Annotated in this window: 13 protein-coding genes and 1 pseudogene; 10 read left to right on the top strand and 4 right to left on the bottom strand. The window is 35.8% G+C overall.

Going from position 1 to position 22,433, the window contains the following annotated elements:
* The 10 genes and pseudogenes from ABXT06_RS21825 to ABXT06_RS21780 all read left to right on the top strand — a co-directional run.
* Window positions 1-188, top strand: a pseudogene (locus ABXT06_RS21825) (IS21 family transposase); the annotation flags it as partial.
* 159 nt (window positions 189-347) lie between these two features.
* Window positions 348-1,895 (top strand): IS21 family transposase, encoded by a 1,548-nt coding sequence (istA, locus tag ABXT06_RS21820; protein ID WP_354592621.1) that lies wholly within the window; start codon window positions 348-350, stop codon window positions 1,893-1,895.
* Window positions 1,896-1,911: 16 nt separating this feature from the next.
* Complete coding sequence (gene istB / locus ABXT06_RS21815) at window positions 1,912-2,649, top strand: IS21-like element helper ATPase IstB (protein ID WP_354592620.1); 738 nt, start codon at window positions 1,912-1,914, stop codon at window positions 2,647-2,649.
* Window positions 2,650-3,087: 438 nt separating this feature from the next.
* The gene (locus tag ABXT06_RS21810; protein ID WP_286969930.1) at window positions 3,088-3,597 is read left to right on the top strand and encodes a hypothetical protein; all 510 of its coding nucleotides are present in this window, start codon (window positions 3,088-3,090) and stop codon (window positions 3,595-3,597) included.
* Window positions 3,594-4,394: a tetratricopeptide repeat protein gene (locus ABXT06_RS21805; protein WP_286969931.1), complete on the top strand. Its 801-nt coding sequence runs from the start codon at window positions 3,594-3,596 to the stop codon at window positions 4,392-4,394. The genes ABXT06_RS21810 and ABXT06_RS21805 overlap by 4 nt, the downstream gene beginning before the upstream one ends.
* A gap of 279 nt (window positions 4,395-4,673) precedes the next feature.
* On the top strand, window positions 4,674-5,102 hold the full coding sequence (locus tag ABXT06_RS21800) for a hypothetical protein (protein WP_354592619.1): 429 nt from the start codon (window positions 4,674-4,676) through the stop codon (window positions 5,100-5,102).
* A 1,228-nt stretch (window positions 5,103-6,330) separates the two neighbouring features.
* Window positions 6,331-8,184: an alpha-amylase family glycosyl hydrolase gene (locus ABXT06_RS21795; protein WP_026729741.1), complete on the top strand. Its 1,854-nt coding sequence runs from the start codon at window positions 6,331-6,333 to the stop codon at window positions 8,182-8,184.
* 23 nt (window positions 8,185-8,207) lie between these two features.
* Window positions 8,208-10,841 carry a DUF5916 domain-containing protein gene (locus ABXT06_RS21790; RefSeq protein ID WP_051234441.1) on the top strand — a complete coding sequence of 878 codons (2,634 nt, stop codon included), beginning with the start codon at window positions 8,208-8,210 and terminating at the stop codon, window positions 10,839-10,841.
* 29 nt (window positions 10,842-10,870) lie between these two features.
* Window positions 10,871-12,016 (top strand): ChaN family lipoprotein, encoded by a 1,146-nt coding sequence (locus ABXT06_RS21785; RefSeq protein ID WP_051234440.1) that lies wholly within the window; start codon window positions 10,871-10,873, stop codon window positions 12,014-12,016.
* An 805-nt stretch (window positions 12,017-12,821) separates the two neighbouring features.
* Entirely contained in the window at window positions 12,822-12,980 is a 159-nt protein-coding gene (locus ABXT06_RS21780) for a hypothetical protein (protein ID WP_204251866.1), read from the top strand.
* A 751-nt stretch (window positions 12,981-13,731) separates the two neighbouring features.
* On the opposite strand, the gene ABXT06_RS21775 is transcribed toward ABXT06_RS21780, so the two are convergent.
* The 4 genes from ABXT06_RS21775 to ABXT06_RS21760 all read right to left on the bottom strand — a co-directional run bounded on the left by ABXT06_RS21775 (window position 13,732) and on the right by ABXT06_RS21760 (window position 22,290).
* Entirely contained in the window at window positions 13,732-14,451 is a 720-nt protein-coding gene (locus ABXT06_RS21775) for a SusE domain-containing protein (RefSeq protein ID WP_289058623.1), read from the bottom strand.
* 66 nt (window positions 14,452-14,517) lie between these two features.
* Window positions 14,518-16,125 carry a RagB/SusD family nutrient uptake outer membrane protein gene (locus ABXT06_RS21770; RefSeq protein WP_286969941.1) on the bottom strand — a complete coding sequence of 536 codons (1,608 nt, stop codon included), beginning with the start codon at window positions 16,123-16,125 and terminating at the stop codon, window positions 14,518-14,520.
* Between the two features lie 35 nt (window positions 16,126-16,160).
* The gene (locus ABXT06_RS21765) at window positions 16,161-19,139 is read right to left on the bottom strand and encodes a SusC/RagA family TonB-linked outer membrane protein (RefSeq protein ID WP_274257207.1); all 2,979 of its coding nucleotides are present in this window, start codon (window positions 19,137-19,139) and stop codon (window positions 16,161-16,163) included.
* A gap of 1,039 nt (window positions 19,140-20,178) precedes the next feature.
* Window positions 20,179-22,290, bottom strand: coding sequence for a glycoside hydrolase family 97 protein (locus ABXT06_RS21760; protein WP_354592618.1), 2,112 nt, complete (start codon window positions 22,288-22,290; stop codon window positions 20,179-20,181).
* Window positions 22,291-22,433 lie beyond the last annotated feature (143 nt).

Below are 22,433 nucleotides of genomic sequence, written 5' to 3'. Positions count from 1 at the left end.
TGTGGGAAAGGTATATTGAAACCCATCCCGATGGTCTTAGAGTAACGCAGTTCAGGAATCGCTTCAGAGACTGGAGCAACAAGGTAAACCCAGTAATGCATATGAATCACAAGGCTGGCGATAAAATGTATGTGGATTATGCTGGAAAGACGCTTTCAATCATAGACTGGAAAAACCGGTCAATTTGACCACCTAATTCCGGAGTAAATTGACCACCCGTTCCGGAGCAAACTGACCACCTGATTCCGGAGCAAATTGACCACCAAGTTTTGTGTTTAATTAACGATTAAAAACTATTGATTTTTTCATGTTGTTAGAACCATACATTCGTTAAAAATATACGGATTATGGCAAACAAAATAACAGACATGAGTAAAATTAGAAAAGTAATTAAATTCTATTGTAATGGAAAGAGTAAGTTGTTTATAAGTAGCTACTTATCCCTTTCAAGAAATACGGTAAAGAAATATATTTCTTTATTTGAAGTTCTCGGATTGAGCTTTGAATTAATCGACCAAAAAACCGATGCAGAGCTGGAACTTTTATTCTCCCAAACTAGTGTAGAGGCCATTAGCCCTAGATTACAGACACTTTATGATTTTTTTCCTAAAATGGAACGCGAACTAAAAAAAGTTGGCGTTACCGTACAGCATATGTGGGAACAATATATCGCTGTAAATCCTGATGGTTATCGAACTTCACAATTTCATTATCACTACAATATATGGGGCAAACGAGTTAATCCGGTCATGCATATGAACCATAAGGCTGGTGATAAAATGTATGTTGATTATGCCGGAAAGACACTCTCAATTATTGATATAGATACCGGAGAAGTCAAAGAAGTACAATTTTTTGTAGCAATATTAGGCGCTAGCCAATACACGTATGCTGAAGCTTCCATGAGCCAGCAAAAGGAAAACTTTGTTGACTCAGTAGAGAATGCCATGCGCTTTTTTGAAGATACTCCTGCTGCCATTGTTCCGGATAATTTAAAATCTGCAGTAATAAAAAGCAGTCGTTTTGAACCGACAATCAATGAAACCCTGGCTGATTTAGCAGAACACTACGAAACTACAATCCTGCCTGCCAGAGCTTACAGGCCCAGAGACAAATCATTAGTTGAAGGAGCTGTTAAGATATTATATCGAAGGATTTATGTAACCATAAAAGAAACCAAGTTCTTTTCTCTGGAAGAATTAAATCAGCAGATCTGGGATTTACTTGACTCTCATAATAACAGAAAACTAACAGGACGCCCTTATTCCCGCTTTGAATTATTTTTAGAAGACGAGAAAGAAAAACTGCGTCCACTGCCACAAGATCGTTTTGAAATTAAATACCAATCTTTTGCAACAGTAATGCAAAACGGTCATGTTCAATTAAGCCAGGACAAAAACTATTACAGCGTTCCGTATCAATATGTAAAAAAGAAAGCAAAGCTGTTATATACCAAATCAACGGTAGAGATTTATTATAAATACAATCGAATAGCTGTACATCCAAGAAACTACAAACCTTATGTCTATACAACAACCCCTGAGCATTTAGCCAGTACACATCAATTTGTAGCCCAATGGAGTGCAGCCCGCTTCATTGAATGGGCTAATAATATTGATGAGTCAGTAGGAGAATATATAATGCAGATAATCGAAAGCAGAAATCATCCGGAACAGGCTTATAAAAGTTGTTTAGGAATACTGAATTTTGAAAAAAAGGTAGGTAGACAGCGATTAATAAATGCCTGCAGGCGGGCACTTGATTTTAAAATTTACAATTTTAAGACCATACAAAATATTTTAGAAAACAACTTGGATCATATTGATTTTGATCAAGAACCTGAGCAGGAACTTCCCAATCACAGTAACATAAGAGGAAAACACTATTATAACTAAATTAAATCTTGAAAAAATGAATGAATCCACAGTTACCAAAATGAAACAGATGAAGCTTTATGGCATGTTTAATGCTTTTAAAACAGCCATTGAAAGCGGAAAAACAGATCATTATACCCTTGACCAGTTTGTATCGATGATTATTGATGCAGAATGGGATGAAAGGTACAATCGTCGTATTGAACGAAGTATCACTAATGCCAAATTCCATTACAAATCAAATATTGAAAGTATCAATTTTGATGTATCACGTAATCTGGACCGAAACATGGTACTGCGTCTGGCAGAATGCGAATTTATAGAGAAAAACGAAAACATCTTAATCACTGGAAGTACCCGGGTTTGTAAAAGTTATTTAGGTACCGCATTAGGTTATCAAGCCTGTATACAAGGTTTTAAGGTAAGTTATTTTAATACCTCAAAATTATTCGCTAGACTAAAAATGGCTAAAGCAGATGGTACTTATCTGCGGGAACTTACCAAAATACAAAGACAGGATGTTATAATACTTGATGATTTTGGACTCCAGGCACTTGACAGCCATAACCGGATTACTCTTTTAGAGATCATAGAGGACAGGCATAATAACGGCTCTATCATCGTGACATCACAAATCCCAGTTCAGGGCTGGTATGATATCATTGGAGAAAAAACGATAGCCGATGCAATATTAGACAGACTGATACACCAATCTCACAGGCTTGAATTACATGGAGAATCGATGAGAAAGAAAAGAGGAATAAACAAAGAGTGATATTTTATTATATTTGAATACTAATTAACAGATGAAAAAATATAGTTTTTAATCAAAACGGAGGTGGTCATTTTGCTCCGGAATTAGGTGGTCATTTTGAAATGGAATCAGGTGCTCACTTTAAAACGGTGATCAATATCACCGGAATTTGCAGGTCTGGATGATTTTGATTTAAAAAAGATTGATAAATATTTATGGATAAAAGGAAAAGAACATTTCGCTAAAAATTACAAACAAAAGTAGAACTACTGCATACAAGAGCTGCTATAGCCTTAGCCCTGGAGTGATCCACTTGGTCCATTTGCTGCGGCTTTGGCTGCCCAATCGGACGGCATATACAGCAGAATAAGGCCTGATTTAATACCAAACCCGATGCAATGCCAGAATATTGCGCACAATTGGTCTTAAAAAAAACCAATAAAAGCAAACAAATTTACAATGACTGAAATATTAAAACTACTATTGCTTGTCCCATTGATTTCTTGCGGACAAGAAAAAAGCGAAACCGGACCTGAATATCCAGCTTATGTTGGAGACATCGGATTCAATGCAGAAATGGACAATAAAGATTTCGAGCTATGTTTTGAAAAACATATATTTCAATACTTTAATACCGGTAATGGTCTTGAATATGATGGGGAAAAATCAGCTATTGAGAAAGAGTTTGCTGAAAAATATAAATCTGAAATCATTAAAAATGAAACAGGGCTCATCAGAATCAATTTTGTTGTCAGCTGCAAAGGAAAAACAGACCGATTTCGTTTGATTGGCATGGATGAAAACTACAATGAAAAAATTTTTGTCAAATCAATAACAGAACAGCTTATGGGCATTACAAAAAGCTTAAAAGGCTGGAAGGGGAAAAAATACAGCGAAAAGGAAATCGACTATTACCAATACTTGATCTTTAAAATTGAAAATGGACAATTAAAAGAAATACTGCCTTGAAAAATATAGCTTACTTGTTCTTGCTTTGCCCTATTTATTTGTTTTCCCAGCCAAACTGCAATGCTTTTTTATTCACAGGCGACACCCTGCAATACAAAGCGTGCATTGAAGCGGAAAAAGCGGAAAAATTTTATCAATTTCAAAGAGAGTTTCAAGAAACTCTTGATAATGCAATTAAAATCTGTCCAAATTTCGCATATGCTTACCGGGAGAAATCAACAGCATATTTAAAAAGCGGAGATTTTTTGACCTGGAAAAAATTGATTGACAGAGCAGTTGATTTGGATTTCGGCTTAAATTTAGGCTACCGCGGCTGGTGCCGTTATCAATTTTTCCGGGATTATAAGGGGGCTATTGAAGATATTGAAAGACTTGATAGTTTGGCAGATTATGATATTGGATATTCAACAAATGGAGATTATCATTTGAACATTACAAAAGCTGTCTGCTACAGTGCATTGAATCAAAAGAAAAAAGCAATCAAAATATTCAAAGAACAATTAAAGACAAAAGATTATTCGCCCGGACTATATGATTATTATCAGTTAGGGGTAACTTATTATGAAATCAAAGACTTTGCAAATGCTTTAAAGTCATTTGAAAAACAAACTGAAATAAACGAGTTTGCTGACAATTCCTATTACAAATGCAAGATTTACAAAATCTTAGACAACCAAAAAGAATATAAAAAGTACAAAGAAACTGCATTGCTGCTTTATGCCGGAAATAAAAAATTGTTCGACCCATATACTCGGCATTTTAATAGCGTCTATTACCAAACAATTAAAAATGAATAAAAAACTGCTGGTAGCGGCTGGCAGCAATCGAAATTATATTTCCCAAAAGAAAAAGAGAGAAAAAAGACTGGAAGAAGAAAATACCCATAATTAAAATGGCAGCTGTTAAAAAACGGATTCAACTTCCTAGCCCCGATAGCAGCGGAAATCCTTCTGGGCCGGGTTTCGGCCCAGAAGATTGCAGCGCATAGCGGGAAAAAGCTCCCAAAAAATAATATCATATGCAATCTAAAGAACCCAACAACAACAACAACAACAACAACAACAACAACATTTCAAGTGAATAAAATACTAAACAATCTAATAGGCCATTTGGCAGAGAACCCAAGGAAACTTTTCCTTATTGACTCTTTAGGGGCAGTTTTGACAGCATTTTTCCTGTTTACAATAATGCGGCACTTTAATGAATATATTGGAATTCCAAAAACTGCATTGGCTTACCTTGCGGTAATAGCAGTTTGTTTCTGTTTTTATTCGAGTGCCTGTTTTTTGTTTTTAAAAAGACGCTGGGCACTTTTCATAAGCCTTATCGGCTTTGCAAACCTGCTTTATTGCGTGCTGGCAATCGGACTGCTGATTAAATACTGCCATTTGCTGACAATAATTGGGACGGCCTATTTTTTGATTGAAATAGTAATTATCTGCGGACTTAGTTATATCGAACTCAATGCGGCAAAAAGAAATAAAAAAAAAGCAGCTGACAACTAAACTGCTCGCAGGAAAGCACTTCTTGCAGCCGCTGCAGCGGATTTTTGCAATTGGTTTAATAGAAAATCAGCGCAGTATCTGGGATGATCTACCTGGTCGCCTCGCCTGTACCCTGTAGGAACAAGGATTAAAGATAAAAGTTTTCTCAACGGCTAAGAAATTAGTATTTAAAAACTAAAAGCCGAAACATAAAAAATGAATTTAGCCCGGATTGCTTCACCGGTTCGCTGCTGCTCGGGATGGAAAAATGGCTCAACCGGTATCATAAGGAGAAAATAAACGGCTGACAATGGGAAATGAGACGCCGGTCTTATTATTCTAAAAGAAGTCCATAAATTACTGCATCTAAAATAAAAACTCTATTGCAGAAGCCGGCAGCCTATCATATTTATGAACCTCAGGCATCTGATGGCTAAAAAAGTAAACATAAACACTCGCAAATAGCATTCCATTGGGCACCCTACATTATCTCAGGTGCCGCAGCCTTAAATGTCAAGGGACAAAAGTGGATTCTTATACCGCTAAATGTATCCAAAAATAGTTTTATTGTAGCCAAAACTAACAATGTAGTTAAAAGTGATAAGGTCTAATATATGCATTTGTCTTTTGAGATAATTCGCATTTAATCAGTTAAAGCAATCGTCTGTTTTGCTACAAGATCCAAAATGAATTGTGTATTGCAGCATTTTGCATATCAGTTATTTAGAAATAACAATATCAATCCTTTCGATGCGAAAAACCTGATTTGAAGCAATAGAAACATCACTCCGTCATGAAGCCGTAATGGCTTTGACCATATTTGAATGCAGCATCAATGCTGCAGTTTATAGAAATATAATATAGGGCAAAGACAAAAATTTTTGTTGTTTATTTCTTTGGGACATGCAGCTTTACATGTTTATTGAAAAAAAAATATTTTCAAATTGCGCACTGTATAATTATACTCTAAATGTGCAAAGATTCTCTATGAATTCGGCTTATATAAAATATTCTCGAACATCCTCTTGATATTAGTAAGCTGGTTTTAACTTGTCATTTATTTTAAAGTTAATGTTTTTGTTTTAAAATAAAAACTGGACTGAGCCAGAAAACAGTGTTCTTCTGTAAATGGCATAATTGATTCTGGATTGCTGTCTGCAACACAAATCATGCTGTTTAAATAATTGCCTTTTTGATTGCTAAAAAGCATAATATCTTCGCCGACTATTCTAACTTTAAAAAAAATATTATGAAGAATACCTCTTTTATTTTAATGTTGCTATGCTGCTTTTCTTTAGCAATTAATGCTAAAAATACAGAAGTTTATCCAACAAATTGGTGGGTAGGAATGAAGACCAATTCCATTCAATTATTAATTCGAAGTACTGATGACTCTTTTACTACAGATAAAATCAACATCAATTATCCGGGAATAGCGATAAACAAAACTTATTCCTTTCCAAATTCAAAATACATTGCGGTAGATATTACTATTTCACCCGAAACTGCTGCTGGTGATGTAATTATTGAATTGAATCAAAAATCTGGGAAACAGAAAATAAAATGGCCTATATACAACCGAAGAGCTGGTAACGGAATACAATATGCTCAGGGAGTGACTTCCAGCGACTTTATCGAATTGATTATGGTTGATCGCTTTAGTAATGGAGATACTGCCAATGATAAAATCAAAGGAATGCGTGACCAGTCCCTTAATCGAAAAGAAATGTATGATCGTCATGGAGGAGATTTGCAAGGTGTGATTAATAATCTGGACTATATTCAGGGGCTTGGAGTTACAGCATTGTGGTTTACTCCGGTTATGGAAAATGATATGGAGAAAAGAACTGAGCATGGTTACGCAATTACAAATCATTACAAAATTGATCGAAGATATGGAGGAGATGCGATGTATGAAAAATTGAGCAATCAGCTTCACTCAAGAGGAATGAAGCTTATTTTTGATGCAGTTTATAATCACATCGGATCGTTTCATTTTCTAGAATTAGATCCTCCTGCAAATGACTGGGTTCACCGCTGGCCAGAATATACTCAAACCAATTATAGAGAAATCCCGCTTTTTGATCCTTACGGAACAAAATCTGACAAAAAGAAAATGAGCGATGGCTGGTTTGATAAAATAATGCCAGACATTAATCAAGATAATCCGTTTATGGCCAATTTCATTATCCAAAATTGCATTTGGCATATTGAAAAGTTTGGTATTGATGGAGTTCGCCTTGATACTTATACCTATAATGACCTGAATTTTGCCAACCGCTGCAACAAAGCTATAATGGATGAGTTTCCTAAGATTTCCATTTTTGGCGAAATCATGGTGCACGGGGTAGCAAATCAGGCTTATTTTGAGCAGAATAATATAGATACACCGTTCAAAAGCAATTTGCCTTCAGTTGTAGATTTTCAGAGTCTGTATTACGGAATCATTCCAGCTTTGACAGAACCTTTTGGGTGGAAAGGCGGAGTCAATCAATTGTATTATACTTTGAGCAGTGATTTTTTGAGTAAAAATCCAATGCAGAAAGTATTGCTTTTGGACAATCATGACGAGGCTCGATTTTTTTCATTAATGGGAGAAAATGCAGAAAAGCAAAAAATTGGGTTTCAGTGGCTGCTGACCTGCAGAGGAATTCCACAGCTATATTATGGTTCTGAAGTTTTGATGAAGGGATTTAAAAATCCAGATGGCTTACTAAGAGCTGATTTTCCAGGAGGATGGAAAGAAGATGAGAAAAATGCTTTTACAGGAAAAGGAATGACTGATGACGAAAAATCGACACAGGAATTGGTTCGCAAGCTGGCTAATTTTAGAAAAAATGCATCAGCAATCAAAACGGGAAAAATGATGCACTATACGCCTGTAGATGGCTTATATGTTTATTTTAGATATGATGACAGCCAAACAATAATGTGTGTGATGAATACAAGCAATTCTGAAAAAGAAATTGATTTTCAAAAATATAATGAAAGGACAGCCGGTTTTGCTTCTGCTAAAAATGTTATTACAGAAGAAAAAATTTCGACTTCTCAAAAAACAGTTATTCCAGCAACAAAAATGTGGGTTCTGGAATTAAGTAAATAAAAAAATCGGCAAAAATAACCAATATGGCTTTACAGCGAATAAAGATTTTGCTGACAGTCTTCTTTTCAATTCAATATTGTTTAGCACAGGAACAGTCTAAAATTGAAAAAAGAAGTTATACCACAAAATCATTAGAAAATAATAAAGCTCCAATAATTGATGGAATTTTAACCGATTCAAGCTGGGATATCGTAGATTGGCAAACCGATTTTATAGAGAATCTTCCCGATGAAAATACAGCTCCAACAGAGCAGACTAAGTTTAAAATTCTTTACGATGCTAAATTTTTATATGTTGCTTTCAAGTGTTATGATAAAGAGCCCGAAAAAATTGTAAAACGTTTGTCAAGACGAGATGGTTTTGACGGCGATTTTGTCGAAGTGAATATTGATAGTTATCACGACAAGCGTACTGGATTTTCGTTTACTATTTCGGCATCGGGAGTTAAAAGCGATGAATTTATTGCAGATAATGGGAATAACTGGGATGCAAGCTGGAATCCGATTTGGTATGTAAAAACAAATATTGACTCAGAAGGCTGGACTGCTGAAATGAAAATTCCGCTCAGTCAGTTAAAATTCAGTGCGGGCAAAGATCAAATTTGGGGTTTTCAAGCTACGCGCAGGTATTTTCGAAAACAGGAGCGATCGGTTTGGCAACGTATCCCGGCTGATGCGCCGGGCTGGGTAAGTGAATTTGGAAATTTAGAGGGTTTAGCCAATCTTAAACCCCAAAAACAATTGGAAATTCAGCCTTACTTTTTAACGCAGCTTGATACATATGAACAAGAAAACGGAAATCCATTTAGAGACGGGGAAGATCTCACATTAAATGCGGGACTTGATGCTAAAATTGGAGTTACAAATGATTTGACGCTGGATTTGACTATAAACCCTGATTTTGGTCAGGTTGAGGCCGATCCTGCTGTAATTGCTTTGGATGGATTTCAGATATTTCTTCAAGAGAGACGTCCTTTTTTTATCGAAAACAAAAACATTTTCGATTGCAATTTTGGAAACAATGAAGACAATCTTTTTTATTCCAGACGTATCGGTCGAAGTCCGCAAGGGATAATTACAACTCAAAAAGAAGATTTTATCAAACGTCCTCAAAATACAACCATTTTGGGTGCCGCAAAATTTAGCGGGAAAACAAAAAATGGTTGGTCATTAGGAATTATGGAAAGCGTTACGGCAGACGAATATGTCAAAATCGATAACGGTCAAGAACGACAAGAAGTTCATGTAGAACCGCTTACCAATTATTTTGTAGGCCGTGTTCAAAAAGATTTTAATGACCGAAATAGTTTTCTGGGAGCAATCTTAACGGCAACCAACAGAAATACAGATGAACCGCAATTTCTACTTTTGCGAAAAGCAGCATATACCGGCGGATTGGATTTCAAGCACAATTGGAAAAATCGGAAATATTTTATAGGTGGAAATGTAATTTTAAGTCATGTCTTAGGTTCAAGAGAATCGATTACGAACACGCAGAAAGAAATTTCACATTTGTTTCAAAGAGCAGATGCTGATTATGTTTCTGTTGATGAAAGCAGAACGTCACTTACGGGGACGGGAGGAAAGATTGAAGCAGGAAAAGCAGCTGAGGGACACTGGCGATATAATGCGACACTAACCTGGCGTTCGCCGGAATTGGAGCTCAATGACATTGGCTTTCTGCGTCAGGCGGATGAAATCAAGCAGACTTTCTATGTAAGCTATCAATCTTTAAAACCTTTTGGGATTTTCAGAAGCGGAATGGTGCGTTTAGAACCTTTTGTAACCTACGATTTTGGAGGTTTTCACAATCGGACTTATTATGATCTTTTGGGGAAATCAGAATTTAAGAACTATTGGTGGGCGAATATCGGTTTTTCTTATAAACCTAGAATCTATAATAATGCCTATTTGCAGGGCGGGCCAAAATTTAGATTTTCAGAAGAATTTGTAAGCTATAATACTTTTGGTTCGGATCCGCGAAAAAAGCTTCGTTTTCAAGCTGGAGTGTTTTTCGCCCAAGGAAAAAACAATTCTTTCTCGTATAAGGCAATAGATCCTAGTGTGACGTATCAGCCAACAAATGCGTTGTCGATTACTTTGAATCCAAATTTCAATGTTAATCAGAGTAAAACACAATATGTAACGCAATCAAATTATGAAAACGGAATTCGATATATAACTTCGCATTTGGAACAGCAGACATTAAGCGCTTCATTGCGGCTCAATTATAGCATAAATCCCAATTTTACTATTCAGTATTATGGACAGCCATTTGTGTCAACTGGAAAATATTCAGATTTTAATTACGTTACCAACCCCCGTGCAGCCTATTTTGCAGATAGAGTTGTAACATACAATCAAAAGCAGATTTCATTTGATAGTGCAACAAATATTTATAATGTTGACGAAAATCAAAATGGGACCAAAGACTATTCCTTTCGTAATCCTGACTTTTCATTTGTTCAGTTCCGCTCCAATTTGGTTTTAAGATGGGAATATATACCAGGCTCAGAAATTTATTTGGTTTGGTCGCAAGGAACAAATGGTTCGGGAAATCCTATGGACGATTTATTTGTTAATCTGGACACACAAATTTTAGGCAAACAACCGCAGAATACATTTATTTTCAAAATGACCTATCGCTTTTTGCTATGAAGAAAAAACTAATCTCTAAAAAATAAAAAATGTTTAAAAAAAATATACTCTTACTTCTGATTCTTTTTCCTCTTTGTATCTTTTCGCAATCGGATGAGATTGAAAAATCAGTCCAATATTTATCCAATAACAAAAATACGCCAGAGGAATATATTGCTTCAAAATTTGCTCAAAAGGATATAATCCTTCTGTCAGAAGAGCATCGGGTTAAGGAAAATCTTCAATTTGTAAAGAGTTTGATTCCTGTTTTATATCAAAATAAAGTATATAATTTAGGAATGGAATTTGGCGCAAGTGAAAATCAAGCGCAATTAGATTCTTTAATTTCTGCTCCTGAATATAACAAGGATTTAGCTCGAAAATTAATGTTTAACTACAATTCAGGGTGGGCTTTTAAGGGGTATACCGATTTGTATGAGGCTGCATGGTCATTTAATAGATCCCTTCCTAAATCTTCGAAAAAATTTCGTATTTTAAATTTAAGCTATCGTTACGATTGGTCTTCCTTTTCTGGACAACGAACTTCTGAAAAAATGAAGAAAGTTTTTTACAAAGGAAACACTGAAACATATCGATTCTCTATTGTAGAGAAAGAAATTGTTACTAAGAGAGAGAAAATTTTGATTCTCACCGGAGATGTCCATGCATTTACAAAGTATAAATTTCCAGTTTATGATTTTTTGGGTACTGATTTTATAAGATTTGAAGATGGCTATTTTGGGAATCAGCTTTATGCTAAATATCCACGATTAGTTTATTCTGTTTTATTGCATAAACCTTTCAGTAATCGTCCTGATACAAAACCGAATTTGATTTCTCCGGCAGATGGAAAAATCGAAATTATAATGGAGAAAATCAATAATACACCAGTTGGTTTCGATTTGGCTGATACTCCACTTGGAAAGCTTAAGGATAATAGTTATTATTCAATGGGATATCAGGACTTTACTTTGGAAAATTTTTATGATGGCTATATATTTCTGGCACCAATAAATAAACTTTCTGGTTGCGATATTGATCCGAAATTTTTAACTGCGAGCAATTGGAATGAAGCCCAGGAAAATGTAGCAGATCCTGATTGGAGGCCAAGGCCAAAAAACATGGAGGAATATTGGAAACAGATTCGGGAATATGGAGATATTGCAAAGAAATATGGTGAGGTAGACAAGTATTGAGGTTAAACGCATTCAAATTAAAAATCCCTATTTCATAGCAGGCCACCGCTTTGCAAGAAACCATACATTATCTAACCGAAGTCATACTGCATAAATGCGGCCTTTACAAATAGCGGTACATGAGAATGCACCGCTAATTGACGCAAAACCATCTATGCCACCAGCTATTCCTCGATTGCTTCGCCAGTTCGTTTTGCTAATGTGCAGTGGAAATCCCTTTGTGAACGCACAGTTGGAAAAGCTCATGAAAAACAATATTAAACCTAAAAAAACATTAAATACAATGACGATACTGATCACCCAAATTAGATTCCGCTGACCATTGCTGATACTAATTAATTTACCGGCCAGATTATCTGATAGCTATTTTAAGCGTTACCCGCATAACTGGTCCAAACCTTCCTCCAAAAAACAATAGTAGAAATAATTAAAAAAATAAAATGACAACACAGATCTACCGGAAAATGTCGGCCATGATGGCAAGAATTTTAAAAATAAAAACAAGAGGTTCTTACAAATCCATCTTGATTTTTTTGTATATATAATAAATCGAGTTATTGACCATCCATGCATAAGCACATAAACCTTGCCATAGTTTTTGAAAGCCCACCCTTGGGTACGGAAAACCAATAGTCCAAATACGTCAGTAGCTCATCCATATAACTATTGCAGCTCACGGGTATAGCACCTCAGAAGATTACAAGTACATTTAACCCTGCAGATAATCATTCTGTTTTCAATAAATTTAGTAAAAATCAACATCAGTTATATAATATAACCTTTTCGGTCAAGTAAAGATGCAGCCATGCCAGAAAAAACACAAACCAATACCGACAGATGGTGTATTCTAATACCGATTTTTGCTCCAATAGAGATTCCTGCCAGAACCATACTGCTGGAAGAAGGCAGTGTTTCAAAAACAATGTTTTTCATTGAAAAAGGATGTCTTAGGACCTGTACCTAAATCATACAAGTCATCCCACAACATTACATTGCTTCCTATTTTAGGCATCACATCTATATCGCTCATCAGGGTTCTCAACAGGCGATAAAAACTTTTTTTTTAAACAATTGTTATCGATAGTCTGTCTAGTGATTTGCTAATTTTGCGGTTTATCCTTACAGAAGAAAATTACAGAACCATGATACACGCTTTTAGAACATTAGTCAAAAAAAGACACCGATCAATAAAATAAAATCTGTTCTTAATTCAAACTTACAGGACATACAGCCAAATTTTGACCTCGAAGATTTCGATAAAATTCTGCGGATTGAAAGCAGAAAAAAAATAACTTATAATAGATGACTATTTAGCGGAAACATATTACTATTTAGCATTAGCATACAAAAAAGAGAGCAATATAAGTTTGTTCAAAGATTTTTTTAAAAGGCAAAGATTTTTATAAGAAAGGATATGCAATTAAAGAATAATTACACTTATCCCTTGATAAAATTTACTATCAAGAAATAGAAAAATTGTTAAAATAATTTCTTGCCTGATTCTGAAAATAACATGACAAAAAGAATCAGCGAAGCCGATCGAGAAGTGAGCATTATGATTCAAAATATTGTAGCTACAGCAGTGAGGGCTATCAAAAAAAAAAAGAATATAACCTAACTACGAACAAACTATTGATTGGCAGTAATTTCGATTTGTCCCGATAGCATTATTAAAAAAAGGCCATCCTAAGATGGCCTTTTTTAATAATGAAAAATTAATAATTTTTTGTAACAGTGTAAGTTTTTGCAGTGAAGTCAACAACAATAGTATAGTTTCCTGCTGTTACAATTGGAATATTCGTGCCGCCTGCATCTAAAGTTCCATCACTTCCATTATCGCCGTAATTTGTTGCCCAGTCATCATCTAATCTAAATTTGATTTCCCCCGCGGCTAAATCCATCGTGATGGAATATTTTTTAGAAGCTGAATTATAATTTAAGTCAGCATCGGCTGTCCAACCGTCACCACCTGTTGCTGCTGCCGTCGCGCTGCCAATTATGCCCCAGTTTGGCCATGCAGGGTATGGCGTTACGGTGATAGTGTAAAAATTAGATGTTTGCGGCAGTGCGTTAACTGCACCGACTGTAGATCTAATTCGTACATCCAGCTTTCCTTCGACAAAAGATGTAAGCCCAGCATTTAAAGCGACGGCATTTAATTCTTCAACTGTAAAGCTTTTAAATGTAGCGGTGGTTACACTCGCTATAGTAGGATTTTTAAAATCGGTACCAGCTTTTGCCACTTCAATTGTATAATTAATAACTGTTTCAGTTCCCTCATAATGTGCTTCATTCCAAACAAAAGTAGTCGCTAAGCTTGTAGCATTGGCATTTTCGAGCACAATATTAAAATTAGATTGCGGAGTGAGCAGTACTGGCGCAATCCCCTCAGTGATTACCGGTCTGTTTTCAACATCATCAGCATTACATGACACTATTAATATGGCAATTAATGCAGCCAGAATTTTATATATATTTTTCATTTTATTATCTTTTATATGTTAGTTATATCCAGGGTTTTGTTTTAAAGTCGGGTTAGCTTGAATGGTTGTGCTGGGAATTGGCATAATATCTCTGTAGGATTGTGTAGAAGTCCCATTTTGAATGCCTCCCTTCCATTGCCATAGTTTACTTGAACCGGTAAATTTGTCAAATCGAATTAAATCAGTTCGCCTGTGGCATTCCCAAAACAATTCTCTTGCCCTTTCTGCAAGAATAAAATCTAATGTTAAATCGGAAGTTGAAATACTAGTTGCATTAGCTCTTTTTCTGATTTTATTCACGTAACCTAAAGCTGTTGCGATATTGCCGTTTGATGCACCTCTTAAAGTTGCTTCAGCATACATTAAATATGCATCTGACAATCTAAACATAGGAAAATCTGTATCTGGAATATCATTTCTTTGCGCTGCGCTTCCATCAGAATTTACATTAGTGTACTTGGTAACTGCGTAACCGTTTGAAAAAGCGCCTACGTTAGCAATATCTAAGGTTTGTCCATTGGTATAGAAAGTGCCTCTGACATCTCCAGTAGCATTTTCATCGGGAAACAATTGAACAAATTCTTTTCTTGTTCTGATGCCTGACCAGCCCCCATCCATCCCTTGGGTCGCGGCATCCATTGTTCCTCCTATAGAAGCGTGCAAAATGAAGCTCATACCTCCGCCTGTAGCTCTAATAGCATTACCGTCATTGATCACCGGGAAAATAAATTCATTTTGCGCTCCATTGACATTATTGTCAGCTGCAAATAAATATCGGTATGGCACATCTGCAAAACTGTAAGCTGAATTAATAACATCATTGCAGGCCGCTATTGCCTCATCATTCTTTGCCGTTCCGCTATATACTTTTGCATTAAGATAAATTTGCGCCAATAAAAATTTAGCAGCTGTTTTATCTATTCTTCCGTATTCATTTGCTCTTGAAGCGGCAAGGCTTTTGTCTAAATCTTTCAATTCGGATTCAATGAATGCAAAAACTTCTGCTCTTGCTTTTTGTTCGGGATAGAAAAAACCAACTGGGTCCTTCTCCGTGATAATAGGCACATTACCAAAGAGATCCATCAAATTATAGTATGAAAATGCTCTTAAGAAGCGGGCCTCTGCCCTAAAGGTGGTAATTTCACTTTTCAGGCTGGCATCAACACCTCTTTCTGCTAATTTTTCATCTGTGGTTTGCCTTAAAAATTCATTAGCAATACTAATATGGTAAAAAGCTCTGGAATACAATCCATATAAGAATTGATTATTGGTGCTCCACGTCTGAAAATTTAATGCTGGCAGACCATCATCTCCCCACGATACAATAGCTTCGTCCGTTGTAAACTCTTGCATTGCAAACAATAACCTCAAATAGCTGCTAAAATCTCCTCCAATTCCAGCAATATCAGCAATTCCATCACCATCATTTCCTCCGACATATAAACCTGCATACAGCTTAGCCAATCCTTGTTTATAGGATGAGGGGTCTTTAAAAAAGGAATCTGATAAAAATTCATCATCGTCTTTTGGGGTCACTTCTAGGTCGCTTGTACACGAAGTAAGCACCATATTTAATCCAAAAATGAATAGAAGAAAATAAGCTATATATTTAAATGATATTTTCATTTTTATTTTTTTAAAATTTGTTCATGAATGTACTATTACAAATTGGCATTAACTCCAAAGAAGTAAGTTCTGGCTCTTGGATAAACATTACCATCAATGCCATTAAACTGTTCAGGATCCAAACCGTCGTATTTTGTGAAAGTCAAAACATTTTGAACTCCTGCAGAAAATCTCAATGCGGCAGACTTTAATATCTTTTTCCCTAATGCATAGCCTATTGTCAGGTTATCTAATTTTATGAAAGATGCATCTTTTATGAAATAATCAGAATAGTTGCGTTGGGTTCCATTTGAATTAGTTTCAGCATCAAAACCCGTGTTATAATAATCTATAGTAACATTGGCCAAATCAGTTTCTCTTCTTAAGCCTGCCTGCAGGTATCCTTTATCAGAGCTTATATTGTCAAAAACATAATTTCCTAAACTAGCTCTCCAATTCATTGTAAAATCAAAATTTTTGTAATTCAATGTGCTGACAAAGCCAAACGTATAATCCGGTGCCGCTTTGTGAAGCCTGTAACGGTCCTCGGTGTTAATTTGCCCGTCTTTATTTCTATCTGCGTAAGCTCCTTGGATCGGTCTTTTATTTGCATCATATAGCTGCTCATAAACATAAAAGGTATTGGGAGCAAATCCTACAGAGTTAATTTGTATCTGATTACCATTACCACCTGCAATACCTCCAGTGGTATATCCTTGAAAACCCGGAACAGTAAAGCCTAAATTGGTTATTTCCTGTTTAATATAAGTTGCATTAAAAGCTAAATTCCAGTTTAAATTATCATTTTTTATAATGTCTGATTCGATGCTAAATTCAACACCATCTGTCTTTACGCTGCCTACGTTAGAAAAACCCTGATTTCTCATATTCGCGCCATCAGGATAAGCAATAAAAGCTAAAAGATCATTTGACTTTTTATTAAAATAGTTGATGGATCCTGTTATTCTATTATTGAATAATCCATAATCTAAACCTATATTGGCTTCAGCTAATTCTTCCCATTTAATGTCTGGATTATAACCTTCAGTTCTTGCTACCCTGTAGATAGTGTTTCCAAAAATATACTGAGAGTTCACCGTGCCCAAAGTCACTCTTTTTAGATAATCGTACGAAGCACTAATATCCTGCTGTCCAGTCTCACCATACCCTAATCGTAATTTAAGATTTGATAAAGCACTATTATCTTTCAAAAACGACTCACTTGAAATGTTCCATGCGAAAGCAGCGCCTGAAAAATTACCCCATCTGTTTTTTTCAGAAAAACGCGAAGTACCGTCTCTTCTATAATTCAATGTTAATAAATACCTGCCATCATATCCTAGATTTACACGACCAAAGTAAGACTGCAAATTAATATCTGGATCCGTTTGAACATCAGGCTCAGTACCGGGAACTCTTACATTATTAGTTGTAAATCCTTCTCTTTGAAACATTTGATAGTTATAGCCTGCCGTAACATCAGTTTTAAACTTTCCTAAATCTTTGCTATAATTAAAATAGGCATTTAAGTTTTTATTTTGGCGCGAGTCCGTATAATGCGTATTTCCTCCTTTATTCACCCAATTTCCTGAGCTAAAAACATTAGGCTGATATCCAGTGGCACTTTCAGTGCTTATATCTATAAATCCGTTGCTATCAAATTTATCAATGCCCAATTCAAGCACAGCCCTTAAATCTTCAAAGAAATGCAAATTATAATCTAACCTTACATTTCCCCATTTTCTAGTAGAGGTTGAACTGTTGTTCGTCTGATCTAATAAAGCCACAGGGTTCCTTCCTGGCAATAAGGGTAAATTGCCATTTGCTTCTAACCATTCGAAATATCCGCCATAACGAGATCCCGTCTGGTATACTGGCTGCGTAGGATCAAATCCTATTGCATTGCCAATTACAGCGCCTTGATTTTGAAATCTATTTTTACCAAAAGACAAATTACCGCTAATATCAACTTTTAAATGGTTATCAAATAAAACAGGATTCATAGTCAATGAAGCAGTAGTCCTCTCAAAGCTTGTATTTTTTAATATTCCAGGGTTGTTAATGTTGCCTAAAGAAAGCCTAACAGGAAGCTTGCCAAATAGCGCACCGCTTGCGGATACATTATTGTTGGTTGTCAGTACAGTATGAAAAATTTCATCTTGCCAATTTGTATTGGCAGTGCCTAACAATGCCTTCTGAGCTGCTGAACCTTTTTCATTTACTAAATTCCGAAATTGATCAGCACTCAATACATCGACTGTATCAGCAACAGTATCCACGCCGGTTTGAGAATTGAATGAAACCTTCATTCCAGCCTTAGAGCCTTTCTTTGTTGTAATTACAATTACACCATTTGCAGCCCTAGATCCATAAATTGCAGCCGCAGATGCATCTTTTAAAACTGTAAACGACTCAATATCATTAGGATCTATTGTAGCCAAAATACTTGTAGCCCCGTTCGGTACCGCATTACTAGTGGGAAGTCCGTCTATTACAATTAAAGGTTCGTTTGAAGCATTTAACGATGAGCCTCCTCTAATTCTAATGTCCGCTTTTGCTCCAGGCGCTCCTCCGCCTGTTATATTCACGCCTGAAATACGGCCCTTAATTAAACTCTCAGAAGTAACGTTAATCCCTTTATTAAAGTCTTTTGCTGCAATTTGTGAAACAGAACCTGTTGCATCTTTTTTCTTAACAGTTCCGTAACCTACCTGAACTAGAACTTCTTTGAGCTGGTTTGCATCTTCTTCTAAAAAAACATTTAATGTTTTTTGTCCTGTGTAATCAATGGTCTGGGTTTTGTATCCAATGAAAGAAACAACAATTTTGTTTCCGCTTCTAACATTTGACAGTTGGAAATTACCGTCAAATCCCGTAGATGCACCGTTTGGAGCACCTTGTACATTTAAATTTACTCCCGGTATTGGCTGACCCGTCCTTTTGTCAGCAACAGTACCGCTTAACGTGTTCTGGGCTAATACTGTAAAAGGCACCAATAGGAATAAAAATAACAACTTTCTGTAAATTGTTTTCATAAGTTTGGTTTAAATAAGTTTGGTTGTTAGTAATACTGATTTTGCAAAATCGCTATGACCTAAGGAGAGATTATTTCGATTTCGCTGAAACAAAATTATGAAGCGTTTAAAGTCTTAATTTTGACAATAAAAAAAATGTAGCTAAACGAGTTACCGCATATACACAAACACCTTAAAAACAAACAATTAACACCATTTAACACCTGTAAAAAGTAGTGCCTATGTAGTAAAAAATCAGATTTGAGCTAGGCAAATCGCATTTGCAAAAAAGTTAGTTTAACATTAGATTTATTATGCTAGTAAAAATTGTTAATTCTTTAATGCTCTGCGCTTCAATCGAAATATTTTAAATTAAAATGCCTTAAAAAAACTAATTGGTTTGATCTCTCTCAATAATCCTGAAGGCACAAAATCTAATATATTTTGTAGAAGATTTTCTGATTTGATCCTTAAGTGTTGATAATGCAGAATATGCAGGAAGATTTTTAATTCTGTCCACCGCCAAAGGTTTGTTTCAATAGTTTTTTCTTGCTAGGAATCTCCAAAGCCATAACTGAAAATTCATAATTCCCCCAAAAAAAAGTCACAAAACAGGAAGGAGAAACTTTAAGTTATCAGGCTAAATACGCAAAGGCAGATCAGAAATTGAATTTTCAGAGTAGCATCCTTGCCGAAATGGCGGGATCTTTTGAGGCTGATATACCGAATATATCTTTTAATTGTGAATATGGTCCGCTTTTGAATGCTGATGGCTAAAAAGCCATCTATCATTAAAAACTTGAAGGAGACTAAACTTCTAGAAATATTCAGCACCATAATCGTTGGAGGCTCAACTGAAAGAAAGCATTCTAGGAAGTACTTATGGGGATGCATCTTGGAATTGAAATTTTCCGAGTTGAAGTAAAAAAAAATGAATAGAACTGTTTGCACTATGAAGATAAAAACCCCTCAAATTGCTTTGAGGGGTTTAGGGATAATAAAACAGCTTTCGATGCTATTTAAACAATTAAATAGGTAAAATTTCCAAAGTCATTAGTCTCTATTTCAATTCAACAATACTAATAGCATAACCGCCTCCCGGAGCAGTATATTGCGCTAATTTAGATTTACTATTAACTTTTATCTTTCGAATACTATAAGCCTGCGGATTGGTTTTGTAATGCGCTTCTTTTGCATCTGCATAAATGGTTGCTTGGTAATTTTTACCTTTTTCTAGGAAATCCAAAGTAATAGATGAAGTTCTTGATCTTTCACCATTTACGCTACCTATAAACCAATTCTCTGTTCCTTTCGCTTTTCTTGCAACTGTAATGAATTCTCCAGGGTCAGCTTCTAAATATTTACTCTCACTCCAGTCTACAGCAACATCTTTAATAAATTGGAAAGCATCTGGAAAACGCTCGTAATTTTCCGGCAAATCAGCAGCCATTTGCAATGGGCTGTACATTGTTACGTACAATCCTAATTGATTTGCCAAGGTGCTGTTTAAATGCGAAGTGTTTTCTGGATTAATTTTGCTGATATTCATTTCAAAAATTCCAGGAGTATAATCCATTGGGCCGCCAATTAATCTGGTAAATGGCAAAATTGTAACGTGATTAGGCTTGGATCCCCCAAAAGCCTGGTATTCTGTTCCTCTAGCCGATTCATTTCCAATTAAATTTGGATAAGTTCTGCAAATCCCTGTTGGACGAATCGCTTCATGTGCGTTGACCATGATTTTATAGTCTGCCGCTTTTTCAATTGCAAACTGATAATGATTGACAAGCCATTGATTATAATGATTTTCACCGCGCGGAAGGATTGACCCCACATAGCCGCTCTTTACAGCATCATAACCATTGTCTTTCATAAAACGATAAGCCTTGTCCATATGACGTTCATAATTGCGTGTAGAGCCGGAAGTTTCGTGATGCATGATTATTTTAATCCCTTTCGATTTGGCATACTCCTGAATTCCTTTTACATCAAAATCAGGATAAGGGGTTACAAAATCAAAAACATAATCTTTAGACTGGCCAAACCAATCTTCCCAGCCTTCGTTCCAACCCTCTACCAATACCGCACTAAACCCATTTGCAGCTGCGAAATCAATGTATTTTTTTACATTAGCCGTATTGGCGCCATGTTTTCCGTTGGGTTTAGCTTTTGCATAATCGGTAAGCCCTAATTGCACTGTTGGATATTCATCGGTATAGGCCCAAGTGCTTTTCCCTGTAATCATTTCCCACCAAACCCCAACGTATTTCATTGGTTTAATCCAAGAAGTATCCTCGATTTTACAAGGATCATTTAAGTTCAAAATCATTTTTGAAGCCAAAATTTCCGTGGCATCATCACTTGCCATAATAGTTCTCCAAGGCGATTGGCAAGGTGCCTGCATATAGCCTTTATCACCTTTGGCGTCTGGCGTTAACCACGATTCAAAAACCATATTCTTGTCATCCAAATTCAAATGCATACATGAATAATTAATTAAGGCGGCTTCATGCAGATTGATAAAAAGCCCATCTGCTGTTTTCATCATCAGGGCCGTCTGGACTCCTGTCGGCGAAAAAGATTGCTGCGAAACATTTTCGGTAGTGGCTTTTTTAGTCAAACCTCTTATTTCAGACAATTTAGAAGTCGTATAATCGTATTCCTGAGTATCATAATCTCCTGGAATCCAGAAAGCGGTATGGTCTCCATTCATTGCAAACTGGCTTTTTTCTTCTTTAATAATAAAATAAGTTAGATTTTTTTGCAAAGGAAATTCATAGCGAAAGCCTAAACCTTCGTCAAACAATCGGAAACGGATAACCAGCTGTCTATCGGTTCCTTTTTGGTTTAGGGTTACCGCCAATTCATTATAATGGTTACGAATGCTGGCTACTTCTCCCCAAACTGGCTTCCAGTTTTCGTCAAAAGTACTCTTGGCAGAATCAATAACTGTGAAATCATTCAGTAATGATTTTGAATCATTTTTCAGCTCCAATCCCAGTTTGCTCGGCTTAATAACTACCTTGTCCTTATAATTCAAGCTATAAATGGGTGTGCCATCACTTTGTAAAGAAAACTTCATTTGAAATTTTTGATTGGGAGATTTTAATTGCTGCGCCAACAAGCTATTAGATGCCAGGCACAGCAAGGTCAATAGTAAGAAATGTTTCATTTGAATTGAGTTAATAAAATTAATGGTTTGTTTTAGCTTTTTTAGTTTCATCAAATTTAAAGCGTTTTTTCGGCCACAATTCTTGCTATGATGGTTTGGTAGCAAAAAGTCAGCCCTAAAAAGCATAATGAATTTATTTTAAA

Source organism: Flavobacterium sp. UW10123 (assembly GCF_040538975.1).
GTDB lineage: Bacteria > Bacteroidota > Bacteroidia > Flavobacteriales > Flavobacteriaceae > Flavobacterium.
The sequence above is the reverse complement of the archived record's forward strand: the minus strand, read 5'-3'. Positions and strand labels throughout refer to the sequence as shown.

What these genes read in the sequence shown, in the direction of transcription:
- istA (WP_354592621.1), top strand. Translation starts at nt 348, where the DNA reads ATGGCAAACAAAATAACAGACATGAGTAAAATTAGAAAAGTAATTAAA.
- istB (WP_354592620.1), top strand. Translation starts at nt 1,912, where the DNA reads ATGAATGAATCCACAGTTACCAAAATGAAACAGATGAAGCTTTATGGC.
- ABXT06_RS21810 (WP_286969930.1), top strand. Translation starts at nt 3,088, where the DNA reads ATGACTGAAATATTAAAACTACTATTGCTTGTCCCATTGATTTCTTGC.
- ABXT06_RS21795 (WP_026729741.1), top strand. Translation starts at nt 6,331, where the DNA reads ATGAAGAATACCTCTTTTATTTTAATGTTGCTATGCTGCTTTTCTTTA.
- ABXT06_RS21790 (WP_051234441.1), top strand. Translation starts at nt 8,208, where the DNA reads ATGGCTTTACAGCGAATAAAGATTTTGCTGACAGTCTTCTTTTCAATT.
- ABXT06_RS21785 (WP_051234440.1), top strand. Translation starts at nt 10,871, where the DNA reads ATGTTTAAAAAAAATATACTCTTACTTCTGATTCTTTTTCCTCTTTGT.
- ABXT06_RS21780 (WP_204251866.1), top strand. Translation starts at nt 12,822, where the DNA reads ATGCCAGAAAAAACACAAACCAATACCGACAGATGGTGTATTCTAATA.
- ABXT06_RS21770 (WP_286969941.1), bottom strand. Translation starts at nt 16,125, where the DNA reads ATGAAAATATCATTTAAATATATAGCTTATTTTCTTCTATTCATTTTT.
- ABXT06_RS21765 (WP_274257207.1), bottom strand. Translation starts at nt 19,139, where the DNA reads ATGAAAACAATTTACAGAAAGTTGTTATTTTTATTCCTATTGGTGCCT.
- ABXT06_RS21760 (WP_354592618.1), bottom strand. Translation starts at nt 22,290, where the DNA reads ATGAAACATTTCTTACTATTGACCTTGCTGTGCCTGGCATCTAATAGC.